The sequence below is a fragment of the Pseudomonas sp. AMR01 genome, from assembly GCF_041946035.1.
Classification (GTDB): Bacteria; Pseudomonadota; Gammaproteobacteria; order Pseudomonadales; family Pseudomonadaceae; genus Aquipseudomonas; species Aquipseudomonas antarctica_B.
In genome coordinates, this window is sequence record NZ_JAUTYR010000004.1 from 147,955 (window position 1) to 164,001 (window position 16,047).

15 protein-coding genes are annotated in these 16,047 nt (G+C 59.2%); 3 read left to right on the forward strand and 12 right to left on the reverse strand.

The window, feature by feature from the left end:
• Positions 1-425 precede the first annotated feature (425 nt).
• The 4 genes from Q7C20_RS05835 to Q7C20_RS05850 are packed head-to-tail and all read right to left on the reverse strand — an operon-like array spanning position 426 to position 3,878.
• The gene (locus tag Q7C20_RS05835) at positions 426-1,583 is read right to left on the reverse strand and encodes a betaine/proline/choline family ABC transporter ATP-binding protein (RefSeq protein WP_375066209.1); all 1,158 of its coding nucleotides are present in this window, start codon (positions 1,581-1,583) and stop codon (positions 426-428) included.
• Positions 1,580-2,233 carry an ABC transporter permease gene (locus Q7C20_RS05840; RefSeq protein WP_348055531.1) on the reverse strand — a complete coding sequence of 218 codons (654 nt, stop codon included), beginning with the start codon at positions 2,231-2,233 and terminating at the stop codon, positions 1,580-1,582. Before Q7C20_RS05840 ends, Q7C20_RS05835 begins: the two co-directional genes overlap by 4 nt.
• A gap of 14 nt (positions 2,234-2,247) precedes the next feature.
• Complete coding sequence (locus Q7C20_RS05845) at positions 2,248-3,141, reverse strand: glycine betaine ABC transporter substrate-binding protein (RefSeq protein ID WP_375066211.1); 894 nt, start codon at positions 3,139-3,141, stop codon at positions 2,248-2,250.
• A 20-nt stretch (positions 3,142-3,161) separates the two neighbouring features.
• Positions 3,162-3,878 (reverse strand): ABC transporter permease, encoded by a 717-nt coding sequence (locus tag Q7C20_RS05850; protein ID WP_304628537.1) that lies wholly within the window; start codon positions 3,876-3,878, stop codon positions 3,162-3,164.
• Positions 3,879-4,209: 331 nt separating this feature from the next.
• Here Q7C20_RS05850 and Q7C20_RS05855 point away from each other — a divergent pair, with 331 nt between their 5' ends.
• Positions 4,210-5,793, forward strand: coding sequence for a peptide chain release factor 3 (locus tag Q7C20_RS05855; protein WP_375066214.1), 1,584 nt, complete (start codon positions 4,210-4,212; stop codon positions 5,791-5,793).
• Between the two features lie 95 nt (positions 5,794-5,888).
• On the opposite strand, the gene Q7C20_RS05860 is transcribed toward Q7C20_RS05855, so the two are convergent.
• Positions 5,889-6,206: a hypothetical protein gene (locus Q7C20_RS05860; protein WP_375066216.1), complete on the reverse strand. Its 318-nt coding sequence runs from the start codon at positions 6,204-6,206 to the stop codon at positions 5,889-5,891.
• A 332-nt stretch (positions 6,207-6,538) separates the two neighbouring features.
• Here Q7C20_RS05860 and Q7C20_RS05865 point away from each other — a divergent pair, with 332 nt between their 5' ends.
• A complete protein-coding gene (locus tag Q7C20_RS05865; protein WP_375066218.1) occupies positions 6,539-6,784 on the forward strand; it encodes a hypothetical protein in 246 nt (81 codons plus the stop codon).
• Positions 6,785-6,881: 97 nt separating this feature from the next.
• Entirely contained in the window at positions 6,882-7,142 is a 261-nt protein-coding gene (locus tag Q7C20_RS05870) for a hypothetical protein (protein WP_375066219.1), read from the forward strand.
• 111 nt (positions 7,143-7,253) lie between these two features.
• On the opposite strand, the gene Q7C20_RS05875 is transcribed toward Q7C20_RS05870, so the two are convergent.
• The 7 genes from Q7C20_RS05875 to Q7C20_RS05905 form a co-directional block, all read right to left on the reverse strand.
• Positions 7,254-8,225: a peptide ABC transporter ATP-binding protein gene (locus Q7C20_RS05875; RefSeq protein WP_348055543.1), complete on the reverse strand. Its 972-nt coding sequence runs from the start codon at positions 8,223-8,225 to the stop codon at positions 7,254-7,256.
• Entirely contained in the window at positions 8,225-9,193 is a 969-nt protein-coding gene (locus Q7C20_RS05880; RefSeq protein ID WP_017138287.1) for an ABC transporter ATP-binding protein, read from the reverse strand. Before Q7C20_RS05880 ends, Q7C20_RS05875 begins: the two co-directional genes overlap by 1 nt.
• Before the next feature lie 10 nt (positions 9,194-9,203).
• Positions 9,204-10,115 carry an ABC transporter permease subunit gene (locus tag Q7C20_RS05885; protein ID WP_375066222.1) on the reverse strand — a complete coding sequence of 304 codons (912 nt, stop codon included), beginning with the start codon at positions 10,113-10,115 and terminating at the stop codon, positions 9,204-9,206.
• Positions 10,116-10,125: 10 nt separating this feature from the next.
• The gene (locus tag Q7C20_RS05890) at positions 10,126-11,136 is read right to left on the reverse strand and encodes an ABC transporter permease subunit (protein ID WP_375066224.1); all 1,011 of its coding nucleotides are present in this window, start codon (positions 11,134-11,136) and stop codon (positions 10,126-10,128) included.
• Positions 11,137-11,213: 77 nt separating this feature from the next.
• Positions 11,214-12,812 (reverse strand): ABC transporter substrate-binding protein, encoded by a 1,599-nt coding sequence (locus tag Q7C20_RS05895; protein WP_375066226.1) that lies wholly within the window; start codon positions 12,810-12,812, stop codon positions 11,214-11,216.
• 80 nt (positions 12,813-12,892) lie between these two features.
• Positions 12,893-14,287: an OprD family porin gene (locus Q7C20_RS05900; RefSeq protein WP_375066228.1), complete on the reverse strand. Its 1,395-nt coding sequence runs from the start codon at positions 14,285-14,287 to the stop codon at positions 12,893-12,895.
• 170 nt (positions 14,288-14,457) lie between these two features.
• Positions 14,458-16,002: an ABC transporter substrate-binding protein gene (locus Q7C20_RS05905; protein ID WP_375066445.1), complete on the reverse strand. Its 1,545-nt coding sequence runs from the start codon at positions 16,000-16,002 to the stop codon at positions 14,458-14,460.
• Positions 16,003-16,047: the final 45 nt, after the last annotated feature.

The following is a 16,047-nucleotide window of genomic DNA, read 5'->3' on the forward strand; positions in this document are numbered from 1 at the left end:
CTCCGTATCCCCACTTTGGTTCGCCTACTTCCCAAGGCATGTCGCCGAAAGCAAAAAGGCCATGGGAACAACCGCTTCCCTTGGCCTTGCTGTCTCGTCGTCAGTACTTGAGCCGGATGGATCGTTTCCAGCATGGACGTTCGGCGCGAACTGTAGGGCTTGATGGGCGTGGGATCAACTAAAAATGTCGCGTTTTTGCACGCGTTCGTCGCTGGAAGCCGTGCAGCTACTTATGTAACCGACCGGTGTGACGGATTGATGTTCCCCGAATGGGTTAAATCCACGGTATTTCCCTGACACACCAGAGAGCAAAATGTGGGAGGGGGCTTGCTCCCGATGACAGTGGGTCAGTTACAGATTTATCAACTGACACACCCTCATCGGGAGCAAGCCCCCTCCCACAGTGTGAATTGCGTTGTGTCAGATCAGACCAACGCAGTCTCGGCAGGCGACACAATGCTGGTCTTGCCCCCACGCGACTTGCCCGAGCTCAGGTACTCGGCAATCGACTCCTGCGTCACCTCACCCAAAAACACCCGCTCGGCATCCATCACCGGCAACCATGAGCGGTTGAACTCGTACATGCGCGACAGCAGGATGCGCAAATGCTCGTCGTACGCCGCCGTGGCGTTGAACTCGCGCAAGTATTGGCCGCAAGTACCGGTCTGACGGTGCAGGTCGCGACGTCGTACATAACCCAGGCCTTTATTCTCGGCGCAGGTGACCACCACATAACGGCGGTCAAGTTCGTCCATCAGCTCCAGTGCTTCGGCAACCGGGGTTTCCGGGCTCACCGACGGCGCGTTATCCGCCGCGTCTTCGGCTTTGACCAGCAGCAAGCGCTTAAGGGTGCTGTCCTGGCCCACGAAGCTGCTGACGAACTCGTCGGCCGGGTGCGCCAGCAAGGTGTCCGGGTGGTCGATCTGCAGCAGCTTGCCGGCGCGGAAGATCGCGATTTTGTCGCCCAGCTTGATGGCTTCGTCGATGTCGTGGCTGACCATGATCACGGTCTTGTTCAGCGCGCGTTGCATCTCGAAGAACTCGTTCTGGATCATCTCGCGGTTGATCGGGTCAACCGCGCCGAACGGCTCATCCATCAGCAACAGCGGCGCATCGGCTGCCAGTGCGCGGATCACGCCGATTCGCTGTTGCTGGCCGCCCGACAGTTCACGCGGGTAGCGATGCAGGTACTGCTTGGGTTCCAGCTTGATCATGCTCATCAACTCGCGGGCGCGGTCGTGGCATTTCTGTTTGTCCCAGCCGAGCAGCTTGGGCACGACCACGATGTTTTCCTCGATGGTCATGTTCGGGAACAGGCCGATCTGCTGGATCACGTAGCCGATGTTGCGACGCAGGGTCACTTCGTCGAGGTCGGTGGTGTCTTCGCCGTTGATCAGAATCTTGCCCGAGGTGGGCTTGATCAGACGGTTGATCATCTTCAGCGTGGTGCTCTTGCCGCAGCCCGACGGGCCGAGGAATACGCAAATTTCGCCTTCGTTGACGGTCAGGCTCACGTCGTTCACGGCGGAGACAGTTTTGCCGTTGCTTTGAAAAGTCTTGGTCAGGTTTTGAAGTTCGATCATTTGAGCAGTCCTTTTGGAGTCAGCGAGCGTTGCAGCCATTGCAAAAGCAGGTCGGCGAAGATGGCCAGGAGGCTGACCAGCACGGCGCCGACGATCAGCATCGACATGTCGCTACGGCTGATGGCAGCCAGAATAAGTACACCCAAACCGCCGGCGCCGATGGTGGCGGCGATGGTCATCACACCAATGTTCATCACCACGGCGGTGCGCACACCGGCGAGGATCACTGGCACCGCGATAGGCAGTTCGACCATGCGCAGGCGCTGGCCGAAGGTCATGCCGATGCCCTTGGCGGCTTCGCGAATGCCCGCGTCCACGCCAGTGAGGGCAAGGTAGGTGTTACGCATGATGGGCAGCAGGGAATAAAGAAACACGGCGGTGATCGCCGGCATCGGCCCCAGGCCCTGGCCGAACTTGGAGTAGAACGGCAGCAGCAGGCCGAACAGCGCAATCGACGGCACGGTCAGCAACACCGTGGCGCTGGCTTGCAACGGGCCGGCGAGGGTCGGGAAGCGGGTCATCAGCACACCCAGGGGCACGCCTACGACGATTGCCAGAATAACGGCAATGCCGACCAGGGTGATGTGCTGCCAGGTCAGGTGCAGGACCTGAGCCCAATCAAGATGGGAAAAGGCGTTTAAAAATTCCATGTCTTCTCCTCTGATCAGTTGATCGGATGCTGGCGCAGGAAATCTGCGGCAACAGCGGATGGGCTTTCATGGTCGACGTCGACCCGCGCATTCAGCTGGCGCATGGTGGTGTCGTCGAACAGGTCGGCCAGCGGCTTGAGGTCGGCGGCCAGTTGCGGGTGGGCGTTGAGGTACGCCTGACGCACTACCGGTGCTGCGGTGTAGTCCGGGAAGTAGTGCTTGTCGTCTTCCAGCAGCTTCAGTTTGAAGGCATTCAGGCGACCGTCGGTGGTGTAGACCAAGCCGGCAAACACCTGGCCGTTACGCAGCGCGGTATAGACCAGGCCGGCGTCCATCTGGCGAGTGTTTTTGCGGGTCAGGTTCATGTCGTAGAGCTTGACCATGCCGCCCATGCCGTCGGAACGATTGGCGAACTCGGTATCCAGGGCCACCAGGCGGTTTTGTTTGCTGTCCTCGGCGAGGGCCTTGGTCAGGTCGCTGATGCTGTTGATCTGCGGGAATTCCTTGGCCACGTTGTCGGGAAGCGCCAACGCGTAGGTGTTGCTGAATTTCGACGGCGACAGCCAGACCAGGCCTTTTTTCGCGTCGAGTTCTTTCACGCGGGCGTAGGTTTGTGCGCTGTCGAGTTTCTCGTCGACATGGTTGTAGGCCACCAGCGACACGCCGGTATATTCCCAGAGCATGTCCAGTTGCCCGCTTTCCTGGGCACTGCGCGCCAGGTTGCTACCCAAACCGCCAGTCACTTGGGTGTCGTAGCCCTTGGTGCGCAGATACTGGGAGGTGATTTCGGCGAGCAGAGTCTGTTCGGTGAACACCCGGGCGCCGATGCGGATCACCGGTTTTTCAGCGGCTTGCGTAAAACCTGCGAACAGCAGGACGCAGCTCAATATCAATGTCAGCTTTTTCATGTGATTTCCTTTGCCAAGCCTTAAGACGGACGCAACCCGCGTTCCAGCCAGAGGCGGCTGGCCATGGTCACCAGGCCGTCAAGCAGCAAGGCCAGCAGCGCGGTGCACGCGGCGCCGAGCAGCAATTGCGGCTGATTGTTCAGGGCGATGCCGGGGAAAATCAGGCTGCCCAGGCTGTTGGCGCCAATCAGGAAGGCCAACGGTGCGGTCCCCACGTTGATCGCCAGGGCCACACGCACACCGCCGATGATGATCGGCACGGCGTTGGGCAACTCGACGCGAAACAGCACCTGGCGCGGCGTCATGCCGATGCCGGTGGCGGCTTCTTTCAGGGAACCCTGAACGTTTTTCAGGCCTTCGTAGGTGTTACGCACGATGGGCAGGAGCGAGGCCAGGAACAAGGCGAAGATCGCCGGGCCGCTGCCGATGCCGAGGACGCCGAGGGCGATGGCCAGTACGGCCAGGGGCGGGACGGTGTTGCCGATGTTGAAGATCTGCATGAAGCGTTCTGCGCGCCCGACCATGTTCGGTCGGCTCAGCAGGATACCGGCGGGGATGCCCACAATCAGGGCGGCCAGCATGGAAACCAGGACCAGAATCAGGTGAGCTTGCAGGTAAAACAACAAATCGTCGCGGTACAGTTCGATCGTGTTGATGCCGATCCAGTGGATCAGCAGGGCCAGGAGAGCGACGACAACCGCTCCTCCTATAAGCCCTTTGCCATAGCGAATAGCCACAGGCGGACTCCTTTTTTCTTTTGTCGGCGAACACATTTCCGAGCGGCATTGCCATTGCTGGCTGCCTCTAAATGTGGTCGCGAAATGCAGCTCGTCTACACCGGCAATGCGGTGTGAGTTCGAGCCATGAGCGCAGCCTCGTCAGGCTAACTTGCTGATTTATCAGCCCCTGTTCCGAGTGCGATAGCAGGGGAGTGGACGTCTCGACCTTTTAAAAGGTTCCACACTTGGCAGCATTTAGCCACCCCCAATGGGGTGAACGGTGGTCCGGCGCCTGGGGTTTGCGCTATACTCGCCGCCCTTTTTTGACTCACCTGCCAGGCGATTTCCCATGACCCACCAGGCCGCCGAAGTCGCGAAACGCCGCACTTTCGCCATTATTTCCCACCCCGATGCCGGTAAAACCACCATCACCGAGAAGCTCTTGCTGATGGGCAAGGCAATCGCAGTGGCCGGCACGGTGAAATCCCGCAAATCCGACCGCCATGCCACCTCCGACTGGATGGAAATGGAAAAACAACGGGGTATTTCCATTACCACGTCGGTCATGCAGTTCCCGTATCGCGACCACATGGTCAACCTGCTCGACACCCCGGGCCACGAAGACTTCTCCGAAGACACCTACCGCACCCTGACGGCAGTTGACTCGGCACTGATGGTTCTCGACGGTGGTAAAGGCGTTGAGCCACGCACCATCGCGTTGATGGACGTGTGCCGTCTGCGTGACACGCCAATCGTCAGCTTCATCAACAAACTCGACCGCGATATTCGCGACCCGATCGAGTTGCTCGATGAAATCGAAGCCGTCCTGAAGATCAAGGCCGCGCCGATCACCTGGCCAATCGGTTGCTACCGCGATTTCAAAGGCGTGTACCACCTGGCCGAGGACTACATCATTGTTTACACCGCCGGCCACGGTCACGAGCGCACTGACGTCAAGATCATCGAAAAACTCGACTCGGACGAAGCCCGTGCCCACTTGGGTGACGAGTACGACCGCTTCGTGGATCAGCTGGAGCTGGTGCAGGGCGCCTGCCATGAATTCAACCAGCAGGAATTCCTCGACGGCCAACTGACCCCGGTGTTTTTCGGTACGGCCCTGGGCAACTTTGGTGTCGATCACGTGCTCGATGCCGTGGTGGATTGGGCGCCGAAGCCTCTGGCCCGTGTAGCCAACGAGCGCACCGTGGAGCCTGTGGAAGAAAAATTCACCGGCTTCGTGTTCAAGATTCAGGCAAACATGGACCCCAAACACCGTGACCGTATCGCCTTCATGCGCATCTGCTCCGGCAAATACGAAAAAGGCATGAAGATGCGCCACGTGCGCACCGGCAAGGACGTGCGCATCGGCGACGCCCTGACGTTCTTCTCCTCCGAGCGTGAACAGCTCGAGGAAGCGTTTGCCGGTGACATCATCGGTTTGCACAACCACGGCACCATCCAGATCGGTGACACCTTCACCGAAGGCGAAGCGCTGGGCTTCACCGGTATCCCGCACTTCGCCCCGGAACTGTTCCGCCGCGTACGCCTGCGCGACCCACTGAAATCCAAGCAGTTGCGCCAGGGTTTGCAGCAACTGGCGGAAGAGGGCGCCACCCAGGTGTTCTTCCCCGAGCGCAGCAACGACATCATCCTCGGCGCCGTCGGTGTGCTGCAGTTCGATGTGGTCGCCAGCCGCTTGAAAGAGGAATACAAGGTGGAGTGCTCGTACGAGCCGATCACCGTGTACTCCGCGCGCTGGATTGATTGCGGCGATAAGAAGAAGTTGGAAGAGTTCAAGATCAAGGCGGTGGAAAACCTTGCGATTGATGGCGGCGGGCACCTGACTTACCTGGCGCCTACGCGGGTGAATTTGGCGTTGATGGAAGAGCGCTGGCCGGATGTGAAATTCCGTGCGACTCGCGAACACCACTAAAAAGCAAAACGGGCCATACCGCCGGTATGGCCCGTTTTTGTAACGCTCCCTATCCTCAATGAATACTGAGCCTGCTCCGCGTTTGGTTCGCGTGCCTATTTCTTTGCAGGGTAGTAACTATTAGTAATGGCTTCTTTTACATAGCGGTCGTATTCGGCCCGCGAGATAAATCCATTTTTATCTTTGTCAGCCGTTTTGAAGGCAATGCCATCAAATTCTGATTTGTCGATGTATCCAAGCTCCTGGGCTGTTTTATTATTGCGATCCTGCATATATACGCTCCACTCCTGCCTTGAAAGCTGCCCGTCCTTATTAAGGTCGGAGTAGTTCCAGTTGTCGTTGTAGATCGTGTCATAGAGACCTGCGCAGGCCGTGAGGTTGATAAGTGCGAGTGCAGCAATTAAGGGTTTCATCTTTTGAGGCTCGGTGGGGAAAGGCCGGACTGTAGTGTTGGATGTTGTGAAGGAGCAACGATCCAGGTTGAGGATTCAAGGTTTTCGGAAAAGTCTGACGCGCGACTACCACCACGATTTGAGCTGTTTATAAAGGGCGGAGCTGTGATGGCTTCGCCCTTTTTATGTGTTTGGCACACCTCAACCCTGTGGGCGCAGGCTTGCGATGCAGGCACATCGGTAAATCAGGCAAGCCAGCTTTCACATTTCAGTCCGCCGCATTGGCGCTAACTGTGCTTCGGGTCTAGCGTTTCAACTATTACATCCATTTAACGACGGATCAGGAGGCGATCTTGCGTATAACTCAACGCGCCATACATCTGGTGCTGCTGGGGTGCCTTGGGCTGGCGTGTACTTCAGCGTTGGCAGCTGCCGGGACCCCCCAATGGAAAGACACCGGCCCAGTCACCAAGAAAAAGCAGAACGAGGTCAACTCCGGCAGTTGGCAGCCACGGGCCCAACCCGCCCCCAAGGAGGATGCGGAAAACCCCTACAACGAAGGTGAAAACAGCGAAACCTACGACGACGGCGACACCTGAGGTCTGGCTTAAACCCGGCATTAGGACTAGCGTCTACCCTGGCGACGGTAAACCGCTGTCGTGCGGGATTCACCTACTGACTGGACGGAAATCGACCATGAGTATTTTTCAACGAGTAGTGCTGTTGATTAAGGTGTTGGTGCTGTTGTCGTTGGGGATGTCGACGGCCTGGGCGCATAGCCCGGCGCGGGGCAGCCAGGCGGGCTTTTCGGCGGTGCAGACGACGCAGGGCAAGGGCTTGCAACTGGCCCAGTCGGAGTCTGAGGCGGGCGATAAGGGCCAGGGCGGCAGTGAGGATGATGACGACCAGCAAGCGCCGGACGACGATGACACCTCTGAAGGTGACAGCGATACCTGAGTCGCCATAAAAAAGCCCCGCCGGCCGGACTGATGCGCAATCCGGCGGGCAGGGCGGTAGAACACTGTAAATGCCCTGGGCTTAACCACCCAGGGCATTTTTTGTTGCAAGTCAGGCGACGAATTGCTCCGCGTAGTGGCACGCCACTTGGCGGTTATCCAGCGCCCGCAGTAGCGGCTCTTCGGTGCTGCAGCGCGCCGTGGCGTACGGGCAACGCTTGTGGAACGCGCAGCCAGGCGGCGGGTTCAGCGGGTTGGGCAGCTCGCCGACGATTTTGATCTTCGGCTTGTTCGGGTCCGGGTGAATGGTCGGCGTGGCCGACAGCAGCGCCTGGGTGTACGGGTGCAGCGGGCGTGCGTAAATGTCGTCCTTGGGGCCGACTTCCACCGGGCGGCCGAGGTACATCACCATCACGTCATCGGCGACGTGTTGCACCACCGCGAGGTTGTGGGAGATGAACACGTAGGCCGTGTTGAATTCCTGCTGCAAATCCATAAACAGGTTGAGCACCTGGGCCTGGATCGACACGTCGAGTGCCGAGGTCGGTTCATCCGCCACCAGCACTTTGGGTTGCAGCATCATCGCGCGGGCCAGGGCAATACGCTGGCGCTGACCGCCGGAGAACATGTGCGGGTAGCGCTGATAATGCTCAGGGCGCAGGCCCACTTGCTTCATCATTGCCTGCACTTTTTCGCGGCGTTCGGCGGCGGACAGGTTGGTGTTGATCAACAGCGGCTCGCCGAGTTGATCACCGACTTTCTGGCGCGGGTTGAGCGAGGCGTACGGGCTCTGGAACACCATCTGCACGTCTTTGCGCAATTGCTTGCGCTGGGCCTTGTCGGCGCCGGCGACTTCCTGGCCAGCGATTTTCAAGGAGCCCGAAGACGGCTCTTCAATCAGTGTCAACGCACGGGCCAGTGTGGATTTGCCGCAACCTGATTCGCCCACTACGGCGAGGGTTTTGCCGGCTTCCAGCTCAAACGACACACCGTTAAGCGCGCGTACCAGGGCGTGGCCCTTGAACAGGCCACGGGACACTTCGTAGTGACGGGTGAGGTCGCGGGCGGTAAGAACGACGGCCATTACGCCACCTCCTGGTTCAAGGGGTAGAAGCAGCGCGCGAGGCTGTTGCTTTTCGGGTCAAGGCCAGGCCGCTGGGCACGGCAGGATTCCTGCACGTACGGGCAGCGTGGCGACAGCAGGCAACCCTGCGGGCGGTCATAACGGCCGGGCACGATACCCGGCAGCGTGGCCAGGCGCGTGGCGCCCAGGCTGTGCTCGGGGATCGCTTTGAGCAGTGCTTCGCTGTACGGGTGCGCCGGGATGTCGAACAACTGCGGCACCTGGCCGACTTCCACGGCTTGGCCGGCGTACATCACGCACACGCGCTGGGCGGTTTCAGCCACCACCGCGAGGTCGTGAGTGATCAGCACCAGGCCCATGTTTTGCTCTTTTTGCAGGGCCAGCAGCAGTTCCATGATCTGCGCCTGGATGGTCACGTCCAGCGCTGTGGTCGGCTCATCCGCGATCAGCAGTTTCGGCTCGCCGGCAATCGCCATGGCGATGGCCACACGCTGGCTCATACCGCCGGACAGTTGGTGCGGGTAGGCGTCCATACGGCTGGCAGCGCCCGGGATTTCCACTTTTTCCAACAGCTCGATGGCACGTTTACGCGCTTGCTTACCGGACATTTTCAGGTGCAGGCGCAGCACTTCTTCAATCTGGAAACCCACGGTGTAGCTGGGGTTCAGCGCGGTCATCGGGTCCTGGAACACCATCGCCAGATCTTTGCCGACGATTTGGCGGCGCTGACGGTTGCTCAGCTTGAGCATGTCTTTGCCATCGAAGTTCAGGGCATCGGCGGTGACGATGCCGGGGTGCTCGATCAGGCCCATCAGGGCCATCATGGTCACGGATTTACCCGAGCCCGATTCGCCAACGATTGCCAGGACTTCGCCTTTGTCGACCGAAATGTCGAGGCCATCGACCACCGGCACGGCGGTCTTGTCGCCGAAGCGGACGTTGAGATTCTTGATTTCTAACAGTGACATGGGAATCTCCTCAGGCGGCGTTCTTGAGTTTCGGGTCCAGCGCATCGCGCAAGCCGTCGCCCATCAAGTTGATTGCCAGCACGCTGAGCAAAATGGTCAAACCCGGCAAGCTCACGACCCACCAGGCGCGTTCGATGTAGTCACGGGCCGACGCCAGCATGGTGCCCCACTCAGGGGTTGGCGGTTGTACGCCAAGGCCCAGGAAGCCCAAAGCCGCAGCATCGAGAATCGCCGAGGAGAAACTCAAGGTGGCTTGTACGATCAGCGGCGCCATGCAGTTTGGCAGCACGGTGATGAACATCAGGCGCGGCAAGCCGGCACCGGCGAGGCGGGCGGCGGTTACGTAGTCGCGGTTCAGTTCGCCCATCACCGCAGCGCGGGTCAAGCGCACATACGACGGCAACGAGACGATAGCGATGGCGATCACGGTGTTGATCAGGCCAGGGCCGAGGATTGCGACAATGGCGACAGCCAGCAGCAGCGACGGCAGGGCCAGCATGATGTCCATCAAGCGCATGATGGTTGGGCCAAGCATGCGCGGGAAGAAACCGGCGAACAGACCCAGCAGGATGCCCGGAATCAGCGACATCACCACCGACGACAACCCGATCAGCAACGAAAGGCGCGAACCCTGGATCAGGCGCGAGAGCAGGTCACGGCCCAGCTCGTCGGTACCCAGCAGGAACTGGATCTGCCCGCCTTCCAGCCAGGCTGGCGGAGTCAGCAGGAAGTCGCGGTATTGCTCGCTCGGGTTATGCGGCGCAACCCACGGCGCGAAGAGCGCGCAGAACACGATCAGCAACATGAACAACAGGCCGGCAACCGCGCCTTTGTTCTTGGAGAAGGCTTGCCAGAATTCTTTGTACGGGGACGGGTACAGCAGGCTTTGATCGACTGCTGACACTTGAGTAGGTGTGGTCATGGTCATGATCTCAGCGCTGGTGACGGATGCGTGGGTTGGCGAAGCCGTAGAGGACGTCCACCACGAAGTTCACCAGGATCACCAGACAGGCGATCAACAGGATGCCGTTTTGCACCACCGGGTAGTCCCGCGCGCCAATGGCTTCGATCAGCCATTTGCCGATGCCGGGCCACGAGAAGATGGTTTCGGTCAAAACCGCACCGGCCAGCAGTGTGCCGACTTGCAGGCCGACCACGGTGAGTACCGGAATCAGCGCGTTACGCAGGCCGTGCACGAACACCACGCGCGCCGGCGACAGGCCTTTGGCCTTGGCGGTGCGGATGTAGTCTTCACGCAGCACTTCGAGCATTGATGAACGGGTCATCCGCGCGATCACGGCCAGCGGGATGGTGCCGAGCACGATGGCCGGCAGGATCAAGTGGTGCAGTGCGTCCCAGAACGCGTCCGGCTCGTCAGCCAGCAAGGTGTCGATCAGCATGAAGCCGGTGCGCGGCTCGATGTCATAGAGCAGGTCGATGCGCCCGGAAACCGGGGTCCAGCCCAGGCTCACCGAGAAGAACATGATCAGGATCAGGCCCCACCAGAAGATCGGCATCGAATATCCCGCGAGGGAGATGCCCATCACCCCATGGTCGAACAGGGATCCTCGTTTCAAGGCCGCGATCACCCCGGCCAACAGGCCCAGGATACCGGCGAACAACAGGGCGGCCATGGACAGTTCCAGGGTCGCAGGGAAGAGGGCGGTGAATTCGGTCCACACGCTGGTGCGTGTGCGCAGCGATTCGCCGAGGTCGCCATGGGCGAGTTTGCCCACGTAGTCCAGGTATTGCGCATACAAAGGCTTGTTAAGGCCAAGGCGTTCCATTGCCTGTGCGTGCATCTCGGGGTCGACTCGTCGTTCGCCCATCATGACTTCTACGGGGTCGCCGGGGATCATGCGAATCAACGCAAAGGTGAGCAACGTGATGCCGAAAAACGTGGGGATCAATAACCCCAATCGGCGGGCAATAAAACTAAACATCTTGTTGTGTACCTCAATCAGCCGGTTAGGCAGGTTCGGCACCGTCAATGTCGACGGTGCCGAGCGTCTTCTCTTATTTACTTCACCTGGGTGGTGGCGAAGTTATTTGTAGTCAGAGGGCTTTGGGTAAAACCCTCGACGTTTTTGCGCATGGCGGTGAACATTTTCGGGTAAGCCATAGGAATCCAAGGTTGTTCCTTGTCGAAAACCTCCATGGCTTGTTCATAGAGTGCAGCGCGCTTGGCAGGTTCAGCGTCAGCGCGGGCCTTGTCGATCAAGTCCTGAAACTCTTTGTTACACCAGCGGGCGTAGTTTTCGCCGTTTTTCGCTGCATCGCAACTCAGGTTTGGTGTGAGGAAGTTATCCGGGTCACCGTTATCCCCCGCCCAACCGGCAGAAACCATGTCGTGCTCGCCGGCTTTGGCGCGTTTGAGCATTTCGCCCCATTCCATGACCTTGATGTTGACCTTCAAGCCAATCTGGGCCAAATCCGCCTGCATGCGCTGGGCGCCGAGCATCGGGTTAGGGTTGGTCGGGCCGCCACCGTTACGGGTGAACAGGGTGAATTCGGTGCCTTCCGGTACGCCGGCTTCTTTGAGCAGGGCGCGGGCTTTATCCAGGTCACGCGGCGGGTTCTTCAACTTGTCGTTGAAACCCAGCAGTGTTGGCGGAAACGGGCCGGTGGCATCAACGGCATTGCCTTTGCCGTACAGGGACTCGTTGTAGCCTTTTTTGTCGAACGCGATGTTGATCGCATGGCGAACGCGGGCATCGCTCATGTACTTGTGCGTGGTGTTCAGCGCGGTGTAGGCGGTGGTCATCGCCGCCAGTTCGGCAACCTTCAGGTTCGGGTCGGCCTTCATGCTCGGCACGTCATCCGGCTTGGGGTACAGCGCGATCTGGCATTCGTTGGCCTTGAGCTTTTGCAGGCGCACGTTGTTGTCAGTGGTGATCGCCAGGATCAGCGGGTCAGCCGGCGGCTTGCCACGGAAGTAGTCCGGGTTGGCCTTGAAGCGCACTTGGGCGTCTTTTTGATAGCGGGTGAAGATGAACGGGCCGGTGCCGATGGGCTTGGCGTTCAAGTCATCGGTCTTGCCGGACTTGAGCAACTGGTCGGCGTATTCGGCGGAGTGAATCGAAGAGAACGCCATGGCCAGGTCGGACAGGAACGGTGCTTCAGGACGGGTCAGCGTGAAGACGACGGTGTGGTCATCGGTCTTGGTCACGCTCTTGAGCAGTTCCTTGAAGCCCATGCTTTCAAAGTACGGGTAGCCCACGTTGGACTTGTTGTGCCACGGGTGATTCGGGTCCAGCTGGCGCTGGAAGCTCCAAAGTACGTCGTCGGCATTCATGTTGCGCGTGGGTTTGAAATAGTCGGTGGTGTGGAACTTGATGTCGTCACGCAGGTGGAACGTGTAGGTCAAACCATCGGCGCTGATTTCCGGCAGGTCTTTGGCCAGTGCTGGAATCACTTCGGTGGTACCTGGCTTGAAATCGACCAGGCGGTTGAACATGGTTTCAGCCGCAGCGTCAGCGGTCACGGCCGTGGTGTACAGAACCGGGTCAAAACCTTCCGGGCTGGCTTCGGTGCAGACCACCAGTGGTTTGGCCGAAACGCCGATCGCCACGCTCAACAGCGCAGCGGCAATGGCGGCTTGTAGCGGGAGCATTTTCATTCAGAGCCCTCTGCAATCGAGTGAACCAGACAAGCGTAAACGGCGGGCTCTTGATGAGCCCGCCGTTTACCTGGTGCTAATTAAAGAATGTTGAACGGGATGGTGGTAACCAGACGGAACTCACGCAGGTTGCCGTCAGCCTGGTTTTCGGTCGCACGGTGCGTCACGTAAGTGGCGCGAATGGTGGAGGCTTTCAGAGGACCGCTCTGTACTGCGTAGGAAGAACCTACGCCGTATTCCTGGTGCTTCTCGCCGTCCTGAGCCTGGATACCGTTGTAGGCAAAGCCTGCACGGCCGCCGTCGCCGGTGTAGTGAGTGCCGTCGATGCCCCAGCCGCGAGCCGAGTAGATGTTGAACTTCAGGCCCGGTACGCCGTATTCGGCCATGTTGATGCCGTAGGCGATCTGGAAGGACTTCTCGTTCGGACCGTTGAAGTCGGACGTCAGGGAGTTGGCCAGGTAGATACCGTTGGTTTCGTGCAGGTAGTCGAAGTACTCGTTACCGTTCACTTCCTGGTACGAGAAGGTCAGGCTGTGAGCCTGGTGGGTCAGGCCGAGCGACAGCGAGTAGGTGTCGTTGTCGATCTTGCCCATCAACTTTTTGCCTTCGTCGACGGTTTTGTAGTAGTTCAGGCCGGTGGTCAGGCTCAGTACCTGAGCGTCACCCAATTCGTGGGTAGCGCCGAAGTAGTACTGGTTCCAGAAGTCTTTGACTTGAGCGCCGAAGAAGCTGGTTTTCAGGCTCTTGAACGGCTGGTAGTTCACACCGGCGGTGTAGACGTGATCCGCTTCCTGGCCATTGCCGTATTCGCTGCGGAATTTCGACAGGCTCTGTTCGGTACGTGGCGACACGCGGTCGAAGTAAGCGCCCTGGAACGACAGGTTGCTGAACTCTTCGCTGTTGAGGGCGAAACCTTCAAAGCTCGACGGCAGGGCACGGTTGCCGATGGTGTCGATGATGCCGCTGCTGAAGTTCTGACGACCGGCGGTCAAGGTGGTGTTCGACACACGGAACTTGACGTTGGCCAGGCCCAGTTTGCTCCACTGGCCTACTGCATCGCCGTCGGAGTCGGCCAGGGTACGGTTGGAACCGCCCTTGATGTCACGCTTGCTCTGGTCGAGCGCGATCACGTTGTAACCCGCTACTTCGGTCGCTACCCCAACAGTGCCTTGGGTGAAGCCCGAGGAATAGTTAAGGATGGTGCCTTGCAGCCAGTTGGTACGGTAGGCGTCGGTACGCGCTTCGCCGTGCTTCTGGTAAGTGAACTTGCCGCCACGGAACCGCTGTTCGTTGGAGAACCAGTTACGGGTAGTACCGCCCAGGCTTTGACCGTCGATAAAACCTTTGGCCTCACTTTGGGCGCTGGTGCCGGCCAGTGTGGTAGGAACGAAGTCCTGGCTTTGGGTTTCAGCGAAGGCGGTTGCCGTGATGCTGCTGATGGCCAGGGCCAGAAGCGCTTTGCTGCTTAGTTTCATGGGTGGAGCTCCTTTGGTTCTCTTTTTAATGCCGGTCTTTTTAGGTGAACCGGCTATTGGGTGTGTAACTCGTTCAAGCCATTGCAAACGTTTGCCGTAGGAAATTTCCTAACAAAAGGCTGCACGTTTGCCGGAGAGCAGACATCGCCCTCCACCATCCGGTTATTTTCTTATGGGTTGAGACTGACGCCCGAGAACACGTTGCGGCCGAAGGGGCTGACTTTGAACCCTTCAACTTTGGCGCTTAACGGCTGGTTAACCGTCGAGTGGGCGACTGGCGTGATCGGCACCTGCGCTTTAAGCAGTTGCTGCGCCTGTTTGTACAGAACAGTCCTTTGTTCGCGGTCGGTCACGACCTTGGCTTGCTTGACCAGCTTGTCGTACGCCGGGTCACACCACATGGAGTAGTTGTTCCCGCCGATGGCGTCGCAGCTGTAAAGGGTGCCCATCCAGTTGTCCGGGTCACCATTGTCACCGGTCCAGCCGATGAGGCTGATGTCGTGCTCACCGTTCTTGGTGCGCTTGATGTACTCGCCCCACTCGTAGCTGACGATTTTGACCTTGAGGCCGATCTTGGCCCAATCGCTTTGCAGCATTTCGGCCATCAGCTTGGCGTTGGGGTTGTACGGGCGTTGTACCGGCATGGCCCACAGGGTGATCTCGGTGCCTTCCTTCACGCCGGCTGCCTTGAGCAATTCCCTGGCTTTTTCCGGGTTGTAGGGCGCGTCCTTGATGGTGTCGTCGTAAGACCACTGCGTCGGCGGCATGGCGTTGACCGCCAACTGCCCGGCGCCCTGGTACACGGCGTTCAGGATGCTCTGCTTGTTCACAGCCATGTCCAGCGCCTGGCGCACTTCAAGCTGGTCAAACGGCTTGTGGCGCACGTTGTAGGCAATGTAGCCCAGGTTGAAACCGGGCTTGGTCAGCAGCTGCAGGTTCGGGTCGGCCTTGAGCGCGTCGACGTCAGCCGGGCGCGGGTGCAGGGTGATCTGGCATTCGCCGGCCTTGAGCTTCTGCACGCGCACCGACGCATCGGTGTTGATCGCGAAAATCAGTTGGTCGAGCTTCACGCGGCTCGGGTCCCAGTACTGTTTATTGCCCACGTAACGGATCTGCGAGTCTTTCTGGTAGCGCTGGAACACAAACGGGCCAGTGCCGATCGGCTTCTGGTTGATATCGCTCGGCTTGCCTTCTTTAAGCAATTGCTCGGCGTACTCGGCCGACAGGATCGCGGCGAAGCTCATGGCGATGTTCTGGATAAACGCGGCGTCAACCGTGTTCAGGGTCATCACCACGGTGTGCGGGTCGGTTTTCTCGACCTTTGCGATGTTCTTGTTCAGGCTCATCCCGTTGAAGTATGGAAACTCGGTCGGGTAGGCCTTGCGAAACGGGTGGTCGGGGTCAAGCATGCGGTTGAAGGTGAACAGCACGTCGTCGGCATTGAAGTCGCGCGTCGGCTTGAATTCCTTGTTGCTGTGGAATTTCACCCCTTGTCGCAGGTGGAACGTGTAGGTCAGGCCGTCTGGCGAAATATCCCAATCTGTTGCCAGCCCAGGCACCACGTTGGTTGCACCTTTTTCGAACTCAACCAGGCGGTTGTACAGCGGCTCGGCCGCATCGTTGTCGGTGGCGGTGGTGTACTGCGCGGTGTCAAAACCTGCCGGGCTGCCTTCAGAGCAGAACACCAGGCTCTTCTTCTCGGCGGCTTGGCCCATTGAGGCCACAGCCAGCAGGCTGGTGCCAAAAATTGCGGATAGAAC